This window comes from Paenibacillus tyrphae, assembly GCF_024158745.1.
Classification (GTDB): domain Bacteria; phylum Bacillota; class Bacilli; order Paenibacillales; family NBRC-103111; genus Paenibacillus_G; species Paenibacillus_G tyrfis_A.
In genome coordinates this window covers 1-17583 of sequence record NZ_JAMZAW010000036.1, presented here as the reverse complement: position 1 = coordinate 17583, position 17583 = coordinate 1, and the positions used below count along the sequence as shown (strand labels likewise).

At 55.2% G+C, this 17583-nt stretch carries 16 protein-coding genes; 2 read left to right on the top strand and 14 right to left on the bottom strand.

The features are described 5' to 3' along the window. Window positions 1-12: 12 nt before the first annotated feature. The 4 genes from NI000_RS33610 to NI000_RS33595 all read right to left on the bottom strand — a co-directional run bounded on the left by NI000_RS33610 (window position 13) and on the right by NI000_RS33595 (window position 5147). Complete coding sequence (locus NI000_RS33610) at window positions 13-1632, bottom strand: ABC transporter substrate-binding protein (RefSeq protein WP_253415729.1); 1620 nt, start codon at window positions 1630-1632, stop codon at window positions 13-15. Window positions 1633-1713: 81 nt separating this feature from the next. Further along, window positions 1714-3063, bottom strand: coding sequence for an LLM class flavin-dependent oxidoreductase (locus NI000_RS33605; RefSeq protein WP_253415684.1), 1350 nt, complete (start codon window positions 3061-3063; stop codon window positions 1714-1716). 26 nt (window positions 3064-3089) lie between these two features. After that, window positions 3090-4103 carry an LLM class flavin-dependent oxidoreductase gene (locus NI000_RS33600; RefSeq protein ID WP_253415683.1) on the bottom strand — a complete coding sequence of 338 codons (1014 nt, stop codon included), beginning with the start codon at window positions 4101-4103 and terminating at the stop codon, window positions 3090-3092. A gap of 153 nt (window positions 4104-4256) precedes the next feature. Beyond that, the gene (locus tag NI000_RS33595; protein ID WP_253415682.1) at window positions 4257-5147 is read right to left on the bottom strand and encodes a LysR substrate-binding domain-containing protein; all 891 of its coding nucleotides are present in this window, start codon (window positions 5145-5147) and stop codon (window positions 4257-4259) included. 392 nt (window positions 5148-5539) lie between these two features. On the opposite strand from NI000_RS33595, the gene NI000_RS33590 reads away from it, so the two are divergent. Beyond that, the gene (locus tag NI000_RS33590; protein ID WP_253415681.1) at window positions 5540-6607 is read left to right on the top strand and encodes a hypothetical protein; all 1068 of its coding nucleotides are present in this window, start codon (window positions 5540-5542) and stop codon (window positions 6605-6607) included. Window positions 6608-6854: 247 nt separating this feature from the next. On the opposite strand, the gene NI000_RS33585 is transcribed toward NI000_RS33590, so the two are convergent. From NI000_RS33585 to NI000_RS33545, 10 genes are all read right to left on the bottom strand, one after another. Further along, complete coding sequence (locus NI000_RS33585; protein WP_253415680.1) at window positions 6855-7871, bottom strand: acyltransferase family protein; 1017 nt, start codon at window positions 7869-7871, stop codon at window positions 6855-6857. Between the two features lie 171 nt (window positions 7872-8042). Beyond that, the gene (locus NI000_RS33580; RefSeq protein WP_253415679.1) at window positions 8043-9158 is read right to left on the bottom strand and encodes a metallophosphoesterase family protein; all 1116 of its coding nucleotides are present in this window, start codon (window positions 9156-9158) and stop codon (window positions 8043-8045) included. A gap of 45 nt (window positions 9159-9203) precedes the next feature. Then, on the bottom strand, window positions 9204-10112 hold the full coding sequence (locus tag NI000_RS33575; protein WP_446030841.1) for a DMT family transporter: 909 nt from the start codon (window positions 10110-10112) through the stop codon (window positions 9204-9206). A 124-nt stretch (window positions 10113-10236) separates the two neighbouring features. Further along, a complete protein-coding gene (locus tag NI000_RS33570) occupies window positions 10237-11004 on the bottom strand; it encodes a DeoR/GlpR family DNA-binding transcription regulator (RefSeq protein WP_253415677.1) in 768 nt (255 codons plus the stop codon). A 208-nt stretch (window positions 11005-11212) separates the two neighbouring features. Then, window positions 11213-12238 carry an adenosine deaminase gene (gene add / locus NI000_RS33565; RefSeq protein WP_253415676.1) on the bottom strand — a complete coding sequence of 342 codons (1026 nt, stop codon included), beginning with the start codon at window positions 12236-12238 and terminating at the stop codon, window positions 11213-11215. Window positions 12239-12524: 286 nt separating this feature from the next. After that, window positions 12525-13034 (bottom strand): C40 family peptidase, encoded by a 510-nt coding sequence (locus NI000_RS33560; RefSeq protein ID WP_253415675.1) that lies wholly within the window; start codon window positions 13032-13034, stop codon window positions 12525-12527. Window positions 13035-13251: 217 nt separating this feature from the next. Beyond that, complete coding sequence (rpoD, locus tag NI000_RS33555) at window positions 13252-14364, bottom strand: RNA polymerase sigma factor RpoD (protein WP_253415674.1); 1113 nt, start codon at window positions 14362-14364, stop codon at window positions 13252-13254. Between the two features lie 316 nt (window positions 14365-14680). Beyond that, a complete protein-coding gene (locus tag NI000_RS37255; RefSeq protein WP_375541029.1) occupies window positions 14681-14803 on the bottom strand; it encodes an S-layer homology domain-containing protein in 123 nt (40 codons plus the stop codon). A 70-nt stretch (window positions 14804-14873) separates the two neighbouring features. After that, complete coding sequence (locus NI000_RS33550; protein ID WP_253415673.1) at window positions 14874-15788, bottom strand: NADP-dependent oxidoreductase; 915 nt, start codon at window positions 15786-15788, stop codon at window positions 14874-14876. A gap of 97 nt (window positions 15789-15885) precedes the next feature. After that, window positions 15886-16512: an FMN-dependent NADH-azoreductase gene (locus NI000_RS33545; RefSeq protein ID WP_253415672.1), complete on the bottom strand. Its 627-nt coding sequence runs from the start codon at window positions 16510-16512 to the stop codon at window positions 15886-15888. Window positions 16513-16665: 153 nt separating this feature from the next. Between NI000_RS33545 and NI000_RS33540 the strand changes: the two genes are divergently transcribed. Next, the gene (locus NI000_RS33540; RefSeq protein ID WP_253415671.1) at window positions 16666-17583 is read left to right on the top strand and encodes a LysR family transcriptional regulator; all 918 of its coding nucleotides are present in this window, start codon (window positions 16666-16668) and stop codon (window positions 17581-17583) included.

Below are 17583 nucleotides of genomic sequence, written 5' to 3'. Positions count from 1 at the left end.
CTCCTTCCGTCGTTATTTTTTCACCGTCACGTCATAGAAGAGCGGGTAACCGAGGGAATCGAATTTCAGTCCACGAACCGATTTGGCGGCAGCCACCGTGTATGGAAATACGTAAACGGGGAACCCGTAGGCGTTGTCCACGACATAGCTCTGCACCTTTTTGTAAATTTCCGCGCGTTTCGCCGGGTCCTGCTCCCTCAGCCCTTCCTCCAGCCATTGATCCAGCTGCGGATCGGAGTGCCGGGTATGGTTGTGGCCCCATTTCTCCGGCGTCGGAATGGCGTTCGTATGGAAGAAGCTCCGCAAAATGTCCGGATCGCCCGACACGTTGCTGACGCCGACTAAATCGTTCGTCCCCTTGATCATGACCGCATTGGTCGTGTCCGGAAGCAGCTCGATGTTGACGGCAATGCCGATCTGCTTCAGCTGCTGCTGAATCATGGCGGCGATATCGTTGCGCTTCTCCCGGTTGGGCGAACCGTCAATGTAGTGCATCGTGAGCGGCTTGCCGTCCTTCGCCCGGATGCCGTCCGCTCCGCGCACCCATCCGAGCTCGTCGAGCAGCGCGTTCGCTTTGGCGATGTCCGGCTTCACGATCTGTTCGAGCGAAGCGTTATAGCCCAGCACGGACGGTGATAAGGGCGACCATGCCCTCGGATATGCGCCCAGATACAGCGTCTTGACGATCGCCTCGAAGTCGATGCCCAGCTGCACAGCCTTGCGCGCTTTAAGCTCGTTCCACGGGGGATGCTGCTGATTCAGCATGAGCGTATACGGAATGCCCGTCGACTCGGCCTGCAGCAGATTGACGTTCGGATCGCCCTTGAGCGAGACGAGATTTTGCGGCGGGACCGTCTCGACGGCCGACACCTGCCCGCTCTGCACGCTGCCGATACGGGTCGCTTCCTCCGGAATGATTTTGAAGGTCAGCTTATCGATGCGCGCCGGACCGGAATTTTCGGCAATCGGAGGCCCCCACTTGTAGTCCGCGTTTTTCTCGAGCCGAATCGCGGCATTCTCCGTCCAGCCGGCGAATGTGAACGGGCCGGTGCCGACTGGATGTTTCGCCAGCTGGTCCTTGTGCTTCTCCGCTGCCGCCGGCGACACGATGCCGAGAAACGCTTGGCTCAAGCTGCTCAGAAAGGCGCTGTAAGGCGATTTCAAATTGACTTTAACCGTATAGTCATCTATCACTTCCGACGATTCGTAAGGGCCGATCAGCGTCACCGCAAACCGGGATTTGGTCGCCGGATTGACGATGCGGTCAAAATTATACTTGACGGCCGCAGCATTGAACGGCGTGCCGTCGTGGAATTTCACGTCCTTGCGCAGCTTGAAAGTATAGCTCTTGCCGTCAGGGGAAACCGTCCATTCCGTCGCAAGCCACGGCTTGATCGATTGATCGGGCATTTGCACGACCAAGCTGTCGTACAGCGCCCGCATCACCCGGTAATCGACAGCTCCCGGGACGACGTTCGGGTCCAGCCCCGACGGCGACGTGGCGAGGCCGTAGGTCAATTCGCCGCCCGTCGCGCCCGGCTGCGTCTCTCCCGCCAGCCCTCCTGACGAAGGCTTGACGCCGGTTTCGCCTCCGCAGCCTGCCGTAAGCAGAAGCAACGCTGCGGCAAGCATCCATGGGCGTAGTAACCGTAACCGTTTCACTGGGACCCTCTCCAATCGTGTGCGTAAAGTTGCAAGTCAAGACGAATCCGATCAGGAGCTTTTCACAAAATTCTGCGGCGTTCGTTTGGCGAGCGTATGGCGGTTTTCCGGCTTGGCGAGGCCCAAATTCCCGCGCAGCGTGTCGGATTCATACTCCTCCCGGTATATTCCCCGCTCCTGCAGGATCGGTACAACCAGCTCGACGAAATCGTCGAGTCCTCCCGGCACGCTGGAATGAATAATAAATCCGTCGGCTGCCTTCTCCTCGAACCACTGCTGAACGAGGTCGGCCACCTTCTCCGGCGTCCCGATGAACTGGCCTTTCGGCGTCGCCGTCTGCAGCGCCACCTGCCGCAGCGTCAATCGCTGCTCCTTGGCGGTCTGCTTGATTTTGTCCGTCGTGCTGCGGAAGCTGTTGCTGCCGACATCGCCCAAATCGGGGAAAGGTTCGTCGAGCGGGAACTGCGAGAAATCGAAATGGTCGAAGAAGCGGCCTAGGTAATTCAGAGCGTTCTCGATCGTCATGAGGTTCGCGATCTCTTCGTATTTGCGCTCGGCCTCCTCCTGCGTCCGACCGACGATCGGCCCGATGCCCGGGAAGATGAGGATATCGTCGGCGCTGCGGCCGTATGCGGCTGCCCGCGTCTTCACGTCCTGGTAAAAGCGCTTGGCGTCCTCGATCGACTCGTGCCCGGTGAATACCGCGTCGGCCGTCTTGGCCGCCAAGGTGCGGCCGCTGTCCGACGACCCGGCCTGGAACACGATCGGATGCCCCTGCTTGGAGCGGGCAATGTTAAGCGGACCCTGCACGGAGAAAAATGGCCCTTTATGATCAAGCCGGTGCATTTTGTCCGGATCGAAGAACACGCCCGAAGCTTTATCCCGCACGAACGCGTCGTCCTCCCAGGAGTCCCACAGCCCGCGGGCCACCTCCAAAAATTCCTCGGCGATCTTGTAGCGCAAGTCGTGCGACGGATGCTCTTTTTTGCCGTAATTAAGGGCGGTGCCTTCCAGCGGAGAAGTGACCACATTCCATCCGGCCCGGCCTCCGCTGATATGATCGAGGGAAGCAAACTGTCTGGCGACCGTGAACGGTTCGCTGTAGGAGGTCGACAAGGTGCCGACGAGACCGATCTTTGAGGTGACCGCGCCAAGCGCGGATAAAATCGTGAGCGGCTCGAACCGGTTCAGAAAGTGGGGGATCGACTTTTCGTTAATGAACAAGCCGTCGGCGATAAACACCAGATCGAACTTGCCCTCCTCAGCCTTGCGGGCTTGCTTCGTATAAAATTCAAAGCTGACGCTGGCGTCCGCCTGGATATCCGGGTGTCGCCAAGCCGCCATATTCCCTCCGACGCCGTGGATGATTGCGCCCAATTTCAGCTTTCTTGCGTTTGCCATTCCGATTCCTCCCTCGTTTTCCACGTTTATACGATCGATTCGGCGAATGCTTCCTTGAGCTGCGACAGCGCCTGAAGCCGCTGTTCGAATTCCTTCAAGGCGAGAATCAGAATCAGTTCGTCCACGCCGTACTTTCGCTGGATGTCCAGCAGCTTGGCGCGTACGGTTTCCTTGGAGCCGTGCACGACGTCCGCATCCTTGACTTCGATCGTATATTTCTCCTCGCTTTGCCGTCCGAATTCTTCCGCATGCTCTACGGTTTTGACGGTGATCGTCCTTCCGCTCTCCAGGTGAATTTTCACGAGCTTGGCGTCGGCGGCAAGCCGTTTCGCTTCCTCGTTCGTATCCGCCACAATGACCGACAGCGCAAGAATGGCCTCTGGGCGGGCGGACTTCCGGGGAGCAAACCGGTTCCGGTACGTGTCCAGCGACTGCCGGACAACCGCCTCATCCCCGTTAATAAACTGCGCGAAGACGTAGGGAATGCCTCGACTCGCCGCAAGCTCCGCGCTGGCCGGCGTCGTTCCGAGCAGGTACAAGTCTGCAGGCTCGGCCGGAACCGGAATTGCTTTGAGCCCATTTAGCGGATGGTCGCTGGGAACCGTATCGGTCAAAAACTGCTCCAGCTCGATCAGCTTATCCGCCAGCGGTCTGCTATGTCCGGCCGTCTCCTGTTGGAGCGCCTTCGTCGAGCGGGGAAGTCCTCCCGGCGCCCGGCCGATACCGAGATCCACCCGTCCCGGGGCCAGCGAGGCGAGCACGTTGAAGTTTTCCGCCACCTTGTACGGGCTGTAGTGCTGCAGCATGACCCCGCCGGAGCCGATGCGAATCCGCTCGGTCTGCGCCAGCAAATGCGCGATCAGCACTTCCGGGGAAGAGCCTGCGACGGCGGCCGAATCGTGATGCTCGGACACCCAGAACCGGTGGTAACCGAGTTCCTCCGCTTTGCGCGCCAGAGCCACCGTATGCCGGAACGCGTCGACTGCCGTTTTTCCTTCGTCAAACGGACTTTGATCCAAGATGCTTAGCTTCAGCCCCATCGTCCATTCCTCCTGTAATCCGGCTATCGAATTAATTAAAATCCAATAGGTTTTGTCGGTTTTATTTGGTTAAAAAAAGTCTATCACCGCCCCTGTAGTCCGTCAACCGGGTACGTAATAGAGGATTTCTATTCTTAAATCGAACAATTCGATTTAAGCCTTTCGTTTCCAATCGATGTCCCGGCTGAGCTCCAGCACCATTTTGCCGAGAGCCGAGCCTTCCCCTTTGAGCGAAACGAGATTGGTGCGCAGGGTGATGCCGGCAAGGGAAGGAATGTCGACCGGCCACATCAGCCCTTCCTTCACTTCCTTGCGCACGCACAGCTCCGGCAGAAAGCTGATTCCCATTTCTTTCAGCACCAGCTTTTTGGCTGTCTCCAGGTTATCGAGCTGCAGCTCGATATTCGGCGGGCGGTCGAGCGTATCGAACAGCCGGTGAATTTTCATCCAATCGAGGGCTCCGCATTCGAAAAACACGATCGGCTCGCTTCCGATATCCTCCAGCGCAATGCGGTCCTGGCTCACAAACGGATGCCCCTGGTACACGAAGAGACGGATCGGGTCCTCGTAGAACCGGACAGAGTCCACATGCGGATGCGTAATGTTGCGCACAAGTCCGACGTCCACTTCCTTGTTCAGCAGCTTCTCCAAGATTGACTCGCTCGAAGCCGTCACTAATTTTAGCTGGAGATCGGGGTATTTTTGCTTAAAGAGAGGCACCAGCTCCGGGATCATATAATTGGCTGCCGACACGGTGCAGCCGATCCGAAGCTCGTGGGGCGTGGCGTTCATTTGCTGCAGCTGCTGCTTGCCTTTTTTGTAGGTCTGCAGCACTTGCTGGGCGTAGGGCAAAAACTGCTTGCCCTTGTCCGTCAGCGAGAAATGTCGGCCCTCCCGATCGAAAAGCTTGACGTCCAATTCACGCTCCAGCGACTGGATTCTGGCGGTAATGGACGGTTGGGACAAGAACAGCGCGTCGGCCGCTTTGTTAAAGCTGTTGAAATGAATGACGTAGACGAACGCCTCGAGATTCTCAATATTCACGAGCGCTCCCTCCTCCTTCCAGCTCTTGGCGAACTTGTTAAAAATCAATATATCATAAGTATTCCATTAGGAATAGTATAATTTATGTTCGGACGAAAACGAGGAAAAAAGCAATATCCGTCAATTGTAGTTGAGTTTCCGCCATTTCGGAGGTCGCGCAAATCCGTTAAGCTAGAGGAAAGACAACCTGTTTTTTCCAAGCGGTCCGAACGGCGGATTCGATCCGAAAATTGGCGGCGTTTAGCGAAAACGCTTCCGACATGTCGTCTTTGGCAGCACGGTTCGCGAAAGGGGGACGGTGAGAAAGTCCGCAGTACAACCAACCGGCCGGTGCTGGGCTTGGACAAAGCCTCACAGCCTGTAAAGCTATTCATTCGAAAGGACGTGTTCTGATGTTCGCCAAAACATACGCAGCACTCGCATTAGCATTTTTCGTATGCTTTGCCATTCTCGCTATAGGAGCGCCCGCGCACACCGCATGGGCCGCGACCAAAACCGTGCCGCCCGGCGACGTAGCCGCTTTGCGCAGCTACTTGGCCGGTGCCCAGCCGGGAGATATCCTCGAAGTTTCGGGCACGTATGCCGTATCGGACGGCACGATTGCGACGTCGGTCAACGGAAGCGCGGGCAAATATATTACGATCCGGGGAACGGGCAGCGGCGCAAGCTTCACCTTTACCGAATCCGCGGGCAATGCGGCTTTTCATATCAAAAACAATTATTACAAGCTGGAAAATGTCACGATTAACTCGAATTCCAAATCGAACAAAGGGATTCTGATCGAAGCCTCTCACGGCTATCTTACGAAAGTGACAGTGAAAAATACGCTGGGCGAAGCCTTTAAAATCCGCAAAAACAGCCAGTACTGGCTACTTGAAGACTGCACGGCAGAGTCAACAGGGCAAAGCGGGGAATTTGGGGAAGGGTACTACGTAGGGGATGCCGATCAGAACTGGCAGACGAAGCCGGATGCGGACCGGAGCGGGTACATTACGTTCCTGAACTGCAAGGCCATTCTCACCAAGAACGACGGATTCGACTTCAAGGAAGGTACGCACCACATCAAGGTGATCGGAAGCACGGTCGATTTCAAGAATACTGTGCCGGAGTCCACGGTAGGAAACAACGGCTTGTTCATCCGCGCGAACAACGTGCAGGTGATCGGCACGACGGTGAAAAACAACGCCGGGACCGGCCAGGCTTTCCGCGCCAACAAAATAACCGCCACCGACGGCGTATCGTACGGCAGCAATCTTGAGCTCAAAGCCGTGACCGCTTCGAATCTCGGCGGCGCGATGATTCATACGAACTTCGGCTCGACGAAGCTGTATTCGGATTATACGATGACCGGCGTCGCGGGAGGGCTTAAAACGTCGGGCTCCGCCACGATCACCACGGCCGCGCCGTCCGCTTTCACAGAGATGACCTGGAACGGCGAGGGCGGCGATACGTACCAGTAAGCTGAACGAACAAGGCCGGCCTAGAGGCTGGCCTTCAGTGTGTCGGGAAAGTGGTTCTGACAAGATTAGAGATACATACGTAGGTGGGGTATCTACTGTAGGAGCGATAGCGTTCACCTTTGTCTACGGGAAATACCCGCTGTTAAGCGGCTTCAAATCAAAATTTCCCGCGGACAACAGCGACCGGAAGTAGATACCCCACCCCCTCGTAACCTCTATTAGCTCATTGACCTCTTTCCCGATCAGCTCAACCTGCCGCCTTCAGCTTGCCTTGGATCTTTTCCTTCCTCCCAAAGCCCTGCTGGCCCAGGAAAAGCGTGGTCAGCAAGGACGATTTGGACATGAGCCAAGCGGCCCCTAACGGAAGCAGCACGCCGGCCAGCGTAAATACAAGCGAGCCATATTCCAAGCCTAAACCGTACTTTAGCACGATGTTGACCGGAATGTGCAGGTACATGATCGAGATGGTCACCGTTCCCAAAAAGGCCAGAACGGAAGAACCCGGCCAGCGCGATATCCAGTAGCACAATTGAAGCGCGACGAGGACACACGCCAGCGGAACGATGAGATCCAGCACCGGCTGGGTATAAACCTTCATCTTCATGTCCATGCGGAAAATCCAAATTTGTTCTTTATTAAGAACAATAGCGGCTGCCGAAATCAGCAGCGCCGGAATGAACCAAGTCCGCCGCTCCAACCATGAAGCCAACTGAGCCTTAAAGGTATAGCCCAGAAAAAAGAACGCAACCGCCATCAGCGCCACATCCGCATTCCAAGGGATGTCCACTTCGGCCAAAGGCGTCATGCTGACGAGATGAGCTGCCGCATAGGACACAAGCACCGCTCCTGCTTGCACCTTAACCGGATATCGGGTCAGAAACCCCATCAAAAGATGCACCAGCAGCAAACAGGTGATGAACCAGAAGACGCCGTACCACCCGCCCAATACCGTTCCCCCGTAAATGAGATTCCAAATATCGCGGGGAACGGATAGCGGATCTCTCAGCTTGGCTGCGACCAGCACTGCAATGCAAATCCCGTAGGCAAAATACGGAATCATAAACGTGCGAATACGTTTCAGCGCCCACGATCTGTACTTGTCCGGCATCACGCTTTTGAACAAAAGCCCGCTGACCAGAAAAAATAACGGCATACGGAACCAACCGAAATAATGGTCGATGATTTCATTCCCGGAATGCCCCAATACGACCAGGATGATGCTTAATCCCCTGGCTACGTCAATCCATTTTCTGCGCTCCTGCATGACCGCTCCTCCTTCCAGTTTCGTAACCCACTAAAACGATACTAAATTTGGAAAGAGGATAAAATAGGTTCTATTGTCGAAAACTGTAGGTCTTCCGAATGGAATATGGACAGCCCCCGGCAGCCTATCCGCGGTCAGACGCATAAAGCTAATCCTAATGGCTTATTCATTTTACCGCCCGTGCAGCCGATAATCCGCCACCCGATCCTCGCCTGCGCCGAAGCGGGTCAAGTACACCTCACCTTCGCTGCCCCGCACCGGAATCGTGATCACATCGAACGCCGTCTCGGTGATCGTCCCCTCCGTCCGTGCTGGAGCCTCTTCGAAGTCTTGATTCGTATACGCATTCAAGGTTGAAATGACGCGAATGCCGTCTTTGAGCAGCATTTGATCGAAATGCACATGTCCGAAAAAGCTGGCGATCAGTCCCCCGGGACCCTGCTGCGTGTAATCGGCCTCCACGTCGTAGCCGAACTCCCCTTCGCGGGACGAACGGTAAGACGTGCCCGTCCGGAACGCTTTCATAATGCCCCACATCGCTTCGTCGTTCTCGATGCCGTGATCGCCACCGAATACGCCCTCCTGCAAAACGGACGCGTGCGAGAACAGAACGACGCGCCAGTCCCGCGAATCGGACTTGCTGCTGAAGTCAAACGCCTTATGCGCTACCCAGTTGAGCTGCTTGTCCGAGAAGGCGTATTTCCACTGGCCGTTATACTGCAAATTCCCTTTTTCCGTTACGCGGTACGGGATGTCGATGATGTTCAGCAGCACGACCCTCACCCGCTTCTCCGGGATGTCGTAGGAATAATACAAGCCCAACGGATGCTCCGCGTCCAGCGTAACGGCCTCCTGCCGTTCCTCCACGTATAAAGCGAAGCTGTCCTCCGGAAAGACCACGTGGCCCGCACTCTCCGGATGATGATAAAAGTCGTGAATCGAATTGTCGTCGTGATTGCCCTTGAGCGGCAGCACCGGGCATGCCGCTGCCGACAGCTCGCGGATGATTTCGCGCTGCGATTCCATAAAATCGCCTATCGGCCCGTTCAAGCTGTGGTCGCCGCCGCAGATGACCGCGTCAAGCGGCAGCCGGCGCGTCAGCTCTTGGATGGCCCGGGCGGTGCGAAGCTGGTTCCCGCCCTTCCAGTGATGAAGGTCGGTGACGAAGAGAAGCCGGAGCGCTTCTTCCTGCGGCAGCTCGTCCAAACGCTTAACTACACGGTCCATTTCGGCGTTCATATAATCGGGCAGCGGCGGCTCGATCTTCGTTTCATAGACGGTATTCATTCTGATGTTCAGCGCTTCCCTTCAAGGAGAAAATGAGGATATCCGTTACCCGGAACCGGCGATCATGACGATCCCTGCGACGACGATGACCGATGCGGCGAGCCTTCTTGTCCCTTGACGTTCCTTGAGCACGATCAGACCCAGCAGCGTGCCGAAGACGATGCCGATTTCCCGCAGCGGCGCAATATAGGACACTTGAGCGTGCCTCATCGCCAATAAAAACAACAAATACGAACCGGGAGACAAAATCGATCCGAGCAGCACGACCTTCCACTGTCCGCGAACCGCCCGCTTCAATCTCCCGGAGGATAAAGCGGCCGGCGTCAGACCGAGCACGAATCCGATATTGGAGACGGCGAGCAGCGACAGCGGCGATAAATACTGCAAATTTTGCTTATCGATCAGCGTGTAGCAGGTAATGCAGAGTCCGACCGATAGCGCGAACAGGATAGGCTTCCAGACCGCAGGCGCCCGTTCCGGTTCCCGCTTCCGTCCGCTCATGACCGTAAAGCCCAGAAGCATGCACCCGATCCCCAGCCACCCCCAGAGCGGAAGAGATTCCCCCAAGAAGAGGACTCCCGTCGCGGGAATGAGCAGCGTGGACGTTCCTCGCATCACCGGGTACACCTGCGACAAATCTCCCAACTTATAGGTGTGGGACAGCAGCAGAGCGTAAGCGCTTTGCGCCACCAAGGATGCGACGATGAATAGGAAGGCTTCGGCCGGAATCCCCGTCTGGACAAGTTCAAGAACAAGATATGGGATGAGCATGATCGTCGTAGGCATGAAGATCGCCCACAAAAACGCGCTTTTGTCTTCGCTCTGCTTGGCGAACAAATTCCACACCGCATGCGTCATGCCCGATCCGATTACAAGGAGCAATGAAAGTATAATTTTCAAGCACCTCCCGAGATATTCAACTTTTCCAACATAATAACACACATACACACACATTTACAACAGCCTATTATTCACTCCACAAGCTAACGACGCCACATCCAAATCAAAAAGTCCCGGACAAAAATCCGGGACTCCAGTCTTACTGGGTATTTTATTGTAGCTGGCGGAGCGGCTCCCGCTATTGGCAGACAATCTCGACGCCGTGCTTTTTATATTTGTCCACGATGGCCGGATCGATGCTCGAATCGGTCACGAACCGTTCGATCTCCGCACAGCCGCACACTTTGATCAACGAAACCGCCTCGAACTTGCTGCTGTCGGCCAGCGCAATCGTCCGTTTGGCATTCTTCAGCATGATTTTCTTCATCTGCACCTCGCCGAGACCGTAGTCCGTGACGCCTTCGGTCAGCGTGACGCCGCTCATGCTCATAAAAAACAAATCGGCATGGAACCGGGAAGCGAACTCCTCGGCCAAATCACCGATCATGCCCTGCTCTTCGTTGCGGATCACGCCCCCGATCAAAATGATCGTGTAGCCCGGCATATGGACCAGCTCGTTTGCGATCGGCAGCGAATTCGTAATGACCGTCAACCGTTCGATCTTTTTCATCAGCGCTTTGATGAATTGCGTATTGGTTGTGCTTACGTCAAGGGCGATGGACTGCCCCTCGGTCACATACCGCGCGGCAATTTCGGCCAGCTCGTTTTTCCCGTCCAAATGGACCTTTTCCCGGACGGTCATCGGAATCTCTTCGCGGTAATCCCACTCCTTCAGGATTGCGCCGCCATGGACGCGCTTCAAGTACCCCGCCTTCTCCAAATGCTCCAGGTCGCGCCGGACCGTTTCGAACGATACGCCGAACAGCTCCATCAAGTCAGACGCCTTGATCGACTTCTCGCGGTTTATTTTTTGAATAATTGCTTGATGCCTTTGCTCAGCGAACAATCCGCTCCCCCCCTCTCCGTGAAATGACGGGCACCGCCGCACTTCTTTATGCAAGTAGTCTACCATAAATAAAAACAAACACAAATATTTGCACATCGAAGTCACCGGGGGAGCTGTAATGAAACGCCCAAACGGGATTGTCCTTACCTGCAAAAAAGGAAGCGGCGGTCTCCGCTCGGGAGTCCGCCGCCATACGGGCCGCAGCCTATCAGGAAATATTCAGTTCGGCCAACGCTTGAAGAAAGTACCGACGCAGCTCGCGTTTGTCCGCCTCATCCATAAAGCCCGCTTCCAGCCCGTTTAACAGAAGCTTGCCAATCTCCGCCGGGGTAAACCCGAACTTTTCCATCAGGATATGATATTCCTTTGTGAGATTCGTGCCGGAAACCGTGAGGTTGTCGGTGTTGATCGTCACCGGAATTTCGAGATCGAAGTATTCGCGGATCGGGTAAGCAGCCCATCCGGGGACGGCTCTCGTCTGAATGTTGCTCACCGGACACATCTCAAGCGGAATCTGCCGCTCCTTGACCAACTCCAGTACGGAAGGATCTTCCTTCATGCGAACGCCATGGCCGATACGGGACGCGCCCAGACGGACGACCGCTTCGTACACGCTGTCGGCTCCGGCCGCTTCCCCGGCGTGAATCGTTACCGGCAGCCCTTTGCGGTGGGCCAAAGCAAACAGTTCGCGATGAAGTCTGGCAGGGTAAGCCGCCTCGTCCCCGGCCAAATCGACTCCCACGATCCCTCTGCCCTGGAAACGCGAAGCGGCTTCGATGACTTCCATATTATCGAGCTGCTCATGATGCCGAAGACAGCAGGCGATCCCCTTGGCCTTCACGCCAAACTGCGCTTCCCCCTGGTTCAACCCGGCGATTACACGGCTAATGACTTCATCCGGTGTCATGCCGCGATTGCGATGCAGCTGCGGGCCGAATCGCACCTCGATATAGCGGCAGCCGTGCTCCGCCGCCTGCTCTACGACTTCGAACGCCACCCGTTCCAACGCTTCGGGCCGATGCAGGAACCGTCCGACAAACTCGAATTTCCCGAGGTACGCCGGCAAGCTGCCGCACGGCTCATCAACCTGCATGTAAGGAAGCAGACCTTCCGGCGTAGCGGCAGGCAGCCGGATTCCCTCCGCCGCGGCAAGTTCGAGAACTGTCTCCGGCTTGACGCTCCCGTCCAGATGCAGGTGCAGGTCGACCTTTGGCAGCAGGCGCAGCCATTCCATGCAGACGTTCGTTGTCACCTTCTTCACCCTTTCCTTTATCTTATTTATCTTCTCAGTTCAGTTATTGAGTTATACTATATGTCTATGTTATGTAATTGTCAATATAACTCACATATGTTGCATGTGACTTTTCAGATAGGCCATATCTAACATTTATGTATCACTTGAAAAACCGCTTCATAGGCTATTCCGCTGAAAAACAAGAAAATCCTTGATTGGCTCAAGGATTTTCCTGTACAAGCTTATTCGGCAGCCGCTTGCATGCTGCCGGCAAGCCGTCCCTGTTTTAGCGGATAACACGACGGGCGGTAACGAAAGTCTTGTCCCATGTGCTGCCTTTAAAGTTGGAAATGGTAACGCCGACGCCGACCCGATACGTATGGAGCAGCTTGCCGTTTCCGATATAAATGCTCACATGGTTTATTTTTCCGTCCCGATTCGTGTCCGAGAATACCAGATCGCCCGGCTTCAGTTGATTTTTGGCAACCTTGATGCCAACCGTAGCTTGTTGTCTGGAGGAACGAGGAAGCTTGATTCCGTTCTGCTTGAATACATATTGAGTAAATGAAGAGCAATCAAATACATCCGTTCTTCCCGCAGGCGCCGCGAACTGATAGCGGACTCCTAAATAACGCTTCCCCGTGGCTATGATTTTATCTGCAACCGATGCTTTAGATACGGTAGCCGCTTGAGCCGATTGCGGCACTGCAAGCATATTTCCTGTGACGGCAATCGATAGGCTCATCGTTACTCCCAGTAACGCTTTGACGATCCGGCTTTTCTTCGTGTTAATCATGACTTCCTCCTTGGTTTGGCGATTGGGCAAGCGCCCCAAGAACACCATAACACAATTAAAAAGTACATGATTTTCCAGTAAATCAATTTTCCCGCTCCCCGCCTGCTATAAGAAGCTATTATTAGAAATTAATGAGAAATTATTAACCTTAGCTTATTGACAAAAAAAAGCCGTGCTCCAAGAGCACGACTTCCCGCGTTCGCCGCATGAATAAAGATCAATCCATAAAATCTTTCAGCCGCTTGCTGCGGCTTGGATGTCTGAGCTTGCGCAGCGCCTTGGCTTCGATCTGCCGGATGCGCTCCCGGGTCACGCCGAAGACCTTGCCCACTTCTTCCAGTGTGCGCGTACGGCCGTCATCGAGACCGAAACGAAGACGCAACACGTTTTCCTCCCGCTCCGTAAGCGTGTCCAGCACATCCTCAAGCTGCTCCTTCAGCAGCTCGTAAGCTGCCGCGTCCGCCGGGGCAAGCGCCTCCTGGTCCTCGATAAAGTCGCCCAAGTTCGAATCGTTCTCCTCGCCAATCGGCGTTTCGAGCGACACGGGCTCCTGCGCGATCTTCATAATTTCCCGCACTTTATCGGGCGTCAAATCCATTTCCTTCGCAATTTCTTCCGGGGTAGCTTCCCGGCCAAGCTCCTGCAGCAGCTGTCTGGATACGCGTACGAGCTTGTTGATCGTTTCCACCATATGTACCGGTATCCGGATCGTTCTCGCCTGATCGGCAATCGCGCGCGTAATCGCCTGACGAATCCACCATGTGGCATACGTACTGAATTTGAAGCCTTTGGTGTGATCGAACTTTTCCACCGCTTTGATTAAACCCATATTGCCTTCCTGTATCAAATCAAGAAACAGCATGCCCCGGCCGACATAACGTCTTGCGATACTTACCACCAAACGGAGGTTTGCCTCGGCCAGTCTGCGTTTCGCTTCTTCGTCCCCTTGCTGAATCCGTTCCGCCAGCTTGATTTCGTCATCCCCCGAAAGCAGCGGCACCCGTCCGATCTCCTTCAGATACATACGTACCGGGTCATTGATCTTGATCCCCGGCGGGAGCGACAGATCGTCATGCAGCAGGTCATGCTCCTCGTGATCCGATCCGAATACAGGCCCCTCGTCCGGTTCGCCGCCCACCTCGATGCCAAGCTCGCTAAGCTGCTCGACGAACTCGTTGATTTGTTCCGGATCGGGATCGAACGGAGCGAGTTTCTCCGTAATTTCTTTGTAAGCGAGCGAAGCTTGCTCTTTGCCCTGCGCGATGAGTTGCTGTTTCACCCGATCAATCGTAAGCTCTGTTTCCGCTTGCTTGTGCTGATCGTTCGCCATATGCTGCCCCCTCTTCTCCGAACCCACTCTTTATTAATTCTTGACAAAGCCGTAAATATGTGATAGTATAAAATTGGATATTAGTGATAGATATCACATTTTTTTAACTGCTAACCGTCATTCTAACATAAAATCGATTAAAATTCAACTGTTTCTATAAAACCGGTATCTGCCTTGGCGGACGCCGGTTTTTTTGCTTTTACCTTCAACATGAGACAAGCTCGCCTGGACCTAAACTTTTTCCCAACGAAAAACGGAGCCCGCAAATTCGAGGCTCCGTCGCTTCTATTCCATCCTAATGCTTGCTGTCTGGCCGTTAATTAATCCATTGGGCAAGGGTAAGCCAACGGCTGATCATTACCGCGGCTTCTGCCCTGCTCGCCTTTCGATTCGGAGCATAGCTCGTATCGGTGAGGCCGGTAATAACGCCCGCCTTCACGTTTCTCGCACCCCGTCCGGTTAAAAACGGAAAAACTTGCGGAATCCGCCCACCCTCTTTTTCCCCGCTTCTAATCGAACGTTAGAACAACTTTGCCTCGCCCGTGTCCGGTTTCGACTTCACGGTGGGCATCGGCGGCTTGGCGCAGGGGGAATGTGCTGCGAATATGGAGGCGCAGCTTGCCCTGCTCGTACAGATCGGCGAGCTCCGCCAACCGGGCAGCCGACCGCTGGCTGCGGATCGGACGGATGCCCAATTCCTCGGCCAAGTCGAAGCCGACGAGGGTGCCGATGCGCTCCCGGTTCCGGACCAATTCCACCGAGACGCGAAGGGCGTCGCCTCCGGCCCCGTCAAGCACCGCATTGATTCCATGCGGAGCGAGAGCCCGCACTCTGTCGGCCAGACCTTCTCCATAGGAGACAGGTATGGCTCCGAGCGAACGCAGGTAGTCGTGGTTGCGCTCGCTGGCGGTACCGATAACCGTCGCGCCCCAAGCCCGGGCCAGTTGTACGGCGATCGTACCGACAGCGCCTGCTGCGGCATGGATCAATACCGTGTCGCCATGGCCTGCTCCAATTTCCTTCAGCCCGGTATACGCCGCTTGTCCTGCCCCGGACAGACCGCTCGCCACCTCCCAAGGCATGCTCTGCGGTTTAACGACGATTTGACTGGCATCGACCGTCACATACTCGGCATAGCAGGTTAGCATTTTGTAGCCGATCACCTCGCTGCCGACGGAAAAGCCGGTGACCCCTTCCCCGACTTGATCGATAACCCCGGCGAACTCGTTGCCCGGAATTTGCGGGAACTGTACCGTTATACCGGGTGGAGGGCTCCAGCCGCTCCGCAACGCCAAATCGAACGGCTGCACGCCTGCCGCCTTAACGCGCACTCTCACCTGCCCCGCTCCCGCTTGGGGATCGTCAAATTCCATCGTTTGCAGCACATCCGGTGTGCCCGGAGAAGAAAACGCCGCCGCTTTCATACCAAACTCCTCCTTTTTATTTGTGCCGTCCGCAGGAACCGTCTGTTCCCGCACAGCTTCTTTTTAGGCCTATTCGCAAACCCTTTTCCGCTTAGACTCAAAAAACCTTCGCCGCTTGAATGGCTCGTTGAATTCCGTCTCCAATGATGGCTTCCTTCCGGTCCGGATATTGGCTGTGGCCTTCGACGATCACGGTAACAATGTCCGTCATGCCGAATAACCGCAGATTCGCCAGAACCCAATTGACCGACATTTCATAGGAAGCCGCCTCGCCTTCCGAATAGATGCCGCCTCTCGCACTCAGCAAAACAGCCTTTTTATCCGGCACCAGACCGATGGCGCCTTCCGCCGTAAACTTGAACGTTTTCCCCGCTCGGTTCAAATAATCGAAATACGTATGCAGTACGGCCGGGACAGTCAAGTTCCAGAGCGGAAAAGCGAAGACCACTTTGTCGGCGGCCAAAAATTGGTCCAAGTATTTGTCCGCGAGCGAGGTGATCGCCTGTTCCTCGGGAGTTAGCGGCAGGCCGCGTCCGGATTTGTAGCTTCCGCTGATCAGATGGGTATCCAGGTACGGCAGCTTTTCCCGATACAGATCCAGTTCCGTGATCGAATCTTCGGGATGCGTTTCCCTATAGCTGTCCAAAAAAGTGTGATACAATTGCACGCTTACCGCTTGATCGATGGGACGATTGTTCGCTTTAATAAACAATGTTGCACTCATTGGTCATGCCTCCTGATTTGGGATTCGCAGGAATTTGCCCGCTTGCAGCATTTATTTTATACTGGAACATAAATAAACAAAAATACATCTTATCTCATATATTATATAACCTCGAGTATATGAATGAATGGGAATGAAAAGGAGTGAACGAGGATGGAACTGCTGCAGCTCCATTATTTTCGGACGGTCGCCAAGCTGGAGCATATGACGAGAGCGGCGCAAGAGCTTCACATCGCGCAGCCTGCGCTCAGCAAAACGATTTCCCGGCTGGAGGCCGATGTAGGCGTGCCGTTATTCGACCGCGAGGGCCGGCAAATCCGGCTCAACTCGTTCGGTAAAGCGTTTCTGGACAAAGTGGAAACGGCGCTGACCGCGCTGGAGGAAGGACGCCGGGAAGTGGCCGATATGGCCGGTATCGAGCAAGGAAGCATCGGCTTGGCCATGTCCACGCTGAATCGTCTGACGGACCCTCTAAGCGCGTTTCTGGCCGTTTACCCGAATGTGAACTTTCGTATTACCCAAGCCTCCATGGATGAAATGGCGCAGCTTCTCGAAGCCGGAGAGGTCGATTTTTGCTTCACGGCGATGCCCATCGAACGTCCGGACATCGATGCTGTGGCCGTTCTGCACGAAGAAGTGTTTCTGGCCGTGCCTCCGGGTCACCGTCTGGCGGACCGTGGCAGCGTTGCGTTAAGCGAGGTGGCAGACGAGCCGTTTATCGGGTATAAGGAAGGATTTATTTTCCAAAAGATGAACGATGCGTTTTGCCGCGAGGCGGGGATATCGCCGAACTTCGTCTGCCGGGTAGACGAACCTGCCGCCATAGCAAGCTTGGTGCGCACCGGGCTGGGCGTCGCTTTTGCCGGGGGATGCAATATTAACGCAACCTCAACGCCGCTTACGCTGCTGCATATCGAACAGCCTGTATGTCAACGCACGTTCCAGCTCGCTTGGCATGAGAAGCGGTATTTATCTAAGGCGGCCCGCCATTTTCGCGATTTCGTCGTCAATTACTTTGCCGGGCAGCAGAATCAGGACCAGACACACCAGCCGGAAGCCACCTTTAAATAA